A 4,184-nucleotide genomic window follows, 5' to 3' on the forward strand; every position below is an offset into this window, starting at 1 on the left:
GCCCATGACCCTTGACCTCGCCGCCTGATCAGGCCCAAATCAACCCGCCCGGAGAACGCCGCCGGAGAATTTCCACCAGATTCGAGACACGACCGGTTGGGTTGACTTGCGGGACTGAGTTGCCGCCACGCGCTGGCTGCGCGTGGGCGAAAGGATCGGAGTGCGCGCCAGCATCTGCCGGAAGGCGGCAAAGCCCCGGGCCAGATCGGTGACTTCATCGGCAAGGCCAGCGGCCACGGCATCGACCCCGCGATAGGTCGCGGCCTCGGTCGCCAGAGCTGCCTCCTGGCTAAGCCGCCCAGCGCGCCCGGCGGCCACGGTTTCGGCGAAGAGGAACCGCAACACATCGATCTCGCGCTGGATGTCGTCGTGCACGGCCTCGGGCAGGGGCTGGTAGGGATTGCCATCAACTTTGTGCTGACCTGAATGCACCAGCGTGACGCGCACCCCGTCCTGATCCAACTGGCCGCTCATGTCGGCATGCAGTACCACCACGCCGATGCTGCCCAGCGCGCCGGTGCGCGGCAAGACGATGCGGTCGGCCTGAGAGGCCAGCGCATAGCCCGCCGAGAAGGCGTGTTCGGCCACAAAAGCCCAGACCGGCTTGCTGCCCCGGATGGCACGAATGCGATCTGCGAGGTCAAAGACGCCAGCGACCTCGCCCCCGAAACTGTCAATTTCCAATGCAAAGCCGCGAATGGCCGGATCATTGGCTGCCGCCTCGATCTGCGCGGCGATCCCCTCGTAGCTGGTCTGGCCCGAGGACTGCCCGATCCAGCCACCGCGATGGATCAGCACGCCAGAAATCTCGATCACGGCAATCCCGTCCACCACCGGATAGGGCGCATCGCCATGATGGCGCAGGCTTTCGGTCAAACCTCCGGCCAGAATGCTGGCGCGCGCGGGCAGGGCGATGGTGCCATCTGCGGTTTCGCTGCCGTCCACCATCTCGACCCGCCGCCCCAGAATGCGCGGCCCGAGGCCAGAGAGAAATGCCATGGCCTTGGACGGTTCGACCAGCAGCGGCGTGTTGAAAGCTCGCGCGGCAATGCGGGCATGGAGCATCAGGGCTGGTCCTCGTCTGGGCGCGGGCGGTCCTCCGCGTCATCGCTTTCGTCTGTTTGGTCAGTGTCATCGCCTTTGCCCCCGTCCTCTTGCTGCGGGCCCGGCAAAGCCTGCACCCCTTGTGCGGGCGATCCGGGGCGACGGAAGTCGAGGCCGAGCAACCGCTCGCGCGTCCGTTCCGCGGCAATCTCGCGGTCGACCTGTTCGGCGTCGTAGCCCCGCTCGGCAATGGCCTGCGTGCGGGATTTCAGCCCGGCCTCGATCTGAGCGATTTCGGCATTGGCGTCCTTCAGCGGATCGACCCAGTCCCATTTCGTGGGGAGCCAATCGGCGGTGAGCAGCCGGGATCGGTTGGCCTCGTAGCCGGGCAGGGTAAGGGCACCTGACAGCACCGCCGCATCCATCCAGCGCGCATAGACGGGTCGGCAGAGTTGAAACACCATGACCGAATGCTGCCAAGCCGAGACGCGGCGGCGGAATTCGATCAGGGCGAGGCGCGAGTTGGAGAAGTTGCCCTTCACCATGTCATTGGCGATGTAGGGGTAGGGGATGCCCAGCGCGGCAGATATCTGCAGCAGCGTCCGGTACTGGAACGGCTCATAGGTCGCGCCGCTGTCGGCAGGTTGGCCCACGGTGACATCCTCACCGGGGTCCAGCCGCACGATCTGGCCGGGGCTTATTTCGACACCGGCTGGTCCGTCCTCGTCTTCGGCCGGGGCGAGGGGGTTCTCCGGCGCGGGCGAGGTCACGAACATCGCATACATCGCCGCGACCTTTTTGCGGTCCAGTTCGGCATCGTCGTATTGATCGAGCAGAAACAGCTTCACGATGGCGGGCGCCAGTTTCGACACGCCGCGCAGCTGGCCGCCCTCAACTGGGTCGATGACCTGGATCACCTCGCTGGCAGGCACCCGCACCACCTCACCTGCCAGCCCCGGATCGGTACTGTCGCCCGGATGGCGGCGCAAGAAGTGATAGGCGACGCGCCGCCCGATGCGGTCGAACTCTATGCCCTGGCGGATCGCGTTGCCATTGGCCGCTGTCCCGGCCTGCTCGAGCGGCAACATCTCCGCCGGCAGCATCTGCAGCTGCAGCGGTACCGTCAGGCCATCACCCGCGCGGCGCATGCGGATCCGGAAGAAGACCTCGCCCGCCATGAACACCTCACGTGCGGCGCGGCGCTGCAGCCCGTAGAAATCGGTCAGCCCCTCGGCATCGGCCTCGTCGGTCCAGGCGAGCCAGAGGCGCTGCAGCTCTTCCTTGCGGGCTGCATCGGCGATTTTTGATATCGGCTTGATCCCGTCGCCCACAGTGTTGGCGGCCCAGCTTTCCACTGCGTTCACGGCATACCCGTTATTGCGCACCAGCCAACGGGCACGGGCGGTGATGTCGGGGCCCGAGGCTGCAATCAGCGCGTTGACATGGGCGCGCGTCGCGCGGAACCCGCGCAGGCGGCGATGGTGCTGACCGGCATCGAACCCACCGATGAACGCGCCAAGGCGCTGCCGCCAGTTCATCACAGATCCTTCACAGCATATGGGCGCAGCACACGCCCGGTGCCACGCTCGGCTTTGGCGATCCGGCGTTCGATGTCGGAAATGGCCGCGGCAAGTTCTGCGTCCGAGCCATAATTCACGGTCTTGCCGTCATAGCTGACCGACCGCGTGCCGCTGTAGCGTGCGGCCAGCAGCGCGCCGTGGCGGGATTTCAGATCGTCGAGGGTCATCGGGGTTTGCTCATTCCATGTATCGGGGCGTGCTGATCTTCCAGCCACGCCGTCGGGGGGCGGTGATACGCCCGGCCTGTGGTTCCGTCGGTCTGTCAGTGTCCGGTTTCGCAGCCGATGAGGCCGTTTCAACGCCGGCCTGTTTCTCCAGCTGTCGCCACATCCGTTCGTCAAAGCGGTCAGCCCCGAGGATCCACGCTGCGGCCCGGGCATAGACCCTTGCGTCGAGAGCCTCGTTGCGCTCGCGCATCTTCTGCCATTCCTGCCGGGCATAGCCGCGCTTGTCGCGGATGGTGACCAGCTGCTCGGCCACCAGCTGCTTGAGCCATTCGCTGTCGGCCCAGTCGGGCAGGTGGATCGTGCCAGCAGGACTGGGTGCCTCCGGCTCAGACGGCCGCTCGATCCGCAGGTACCGATAGGTCTCCGCCTTGAAGGTGGCCGTGGCCACCGTCCAAAGCCGCGCGCCGCGCTTGAGCTTGCGGCCATTCACCGTGGCATCGACGTAGGTCGGACCCGACACGGGTGTTGCCCGGTTGAACCCCTCCATTCCCTTCACGGGCGCCACCTGCGCGATGCCCTGCTTGCGGGCCCATGCATAGACGGCTGCGGACTCGTATCCGGTATCGATGGCGAGCTTCGCCAGTGTCATGACCGCGCCCTGTTCATGCACCCATGTATGCCCCAGGAGCGCGGTCAGCTTGTCCCAACAGGCCGGATCATCCGGCCCGCCCGGAATGACGATGTGATCGACGAGCCAGCTGGTCATACCCCGGCCCCAGGCCCAGATATCGACCTCGATGCGGTCCTTCTGCACATCGGCCCCTGCTGTCAGGAACAACCCGCCTGCGGGGATCTGCGCTGGGAAAGCAAAGCGCCGATCCGCGAGGCGCTGCCATTCCGGCGCCTCGCCGCTTTCAATCCAGGTCTCGCCCAGCAGCGTGTTGCGCGCCGCGCGCAGCATCTCGTCCGAGCCCTGCGCCGCCAGCCAGTCCCGCGCAATCTGCTCCCAGCTTTTCCAGCCGATTGGCGAATAGAGCGCCGAGAGGTGGAAGCCGATGGCATTCGGGTTCGCCGACACTGCCGTCGCCCGCCATTCGCCGCGCGCCAGCATTTCTGTCTTGTGGTGCTCGGCGATGGGCTTCTCGCAGCCTTCGCAGTGATACATGGCCGTCTCGGGCTTACCCTTGCCCCAGCGCAGCCTCTCGAACTGCAGCCACTGCAAATGGCCACAATGCGGGCAGGGCACGAAATAGCGGCGCTGGTCCGATGCCTCGAACTCGCGCTCGATGCGCGACAGCTGTCAACGGCGGAGTAAAATTCGGCCATTGTGGCGGAGCAAAAGTCGGCCAGTTTGGGGCGAGCGCCTTGGAGCGTGCGGCCCTCATATAGCAAG

The 4,184-nt window shown here is 65.9% G+C and carries 2 protein-coding genes and 2 pseudogenes; all 4 read right to left on the reverse strand.

The features are described from left to right. Positions 1–167: 167 nt before the first annotated feature. Positions 168–1,065, reverse strand: a pseudogene (locus ACSSV8_RS19885) (S49 family peptidase); the annotation flags it as partial. Beyond that, positions 1,065–2,582 carry a phage portal protein gene (locus ACSSV8_RS19890; protein ID WP_454283637.1) on the reverse strand — a complete coding sequence of 506 codons (1,518 nt, stop codon included), beginning with the start codon at positions 2,580–2,582 and terminating at the stop codon, positions 1,065–1,067. The pseudogene ACSSV8_RS19885 and the gene ACSSV8_RS19890, both read right to left, overlap by 1 nt. After that, positions 2,582–2,791 (reverse strand): phage head-tail joining protein, encoded by a 210-nt coding sequence (locus ACSSV8_RS19895; protein WP_454283638.1) that lies wholly within the window; start codon positions 2,789–2,791, stop codon positions 2,582–2,584. The genes ACSSV8_RS19890 and ACSSV8_RS19895 overlap by 1 nt, the downstream gene beginning before the upstream one ends. A gap of 10 nt (positions 2,792–2,801) precedes the next feature. Next, a pseudogene (locus ACSSV8_RS19900) lies at positions 2,802–4,088 on the reverse strand (terminase gpA endonuclease subunit); the annotation flags it as partial. Between the last annotated feature and the right edge of the window lie 96 nt (positions 4,089–4,184).

This window comes from Roseovarius sp. MBR-79 (assembly GCF_053628555.1).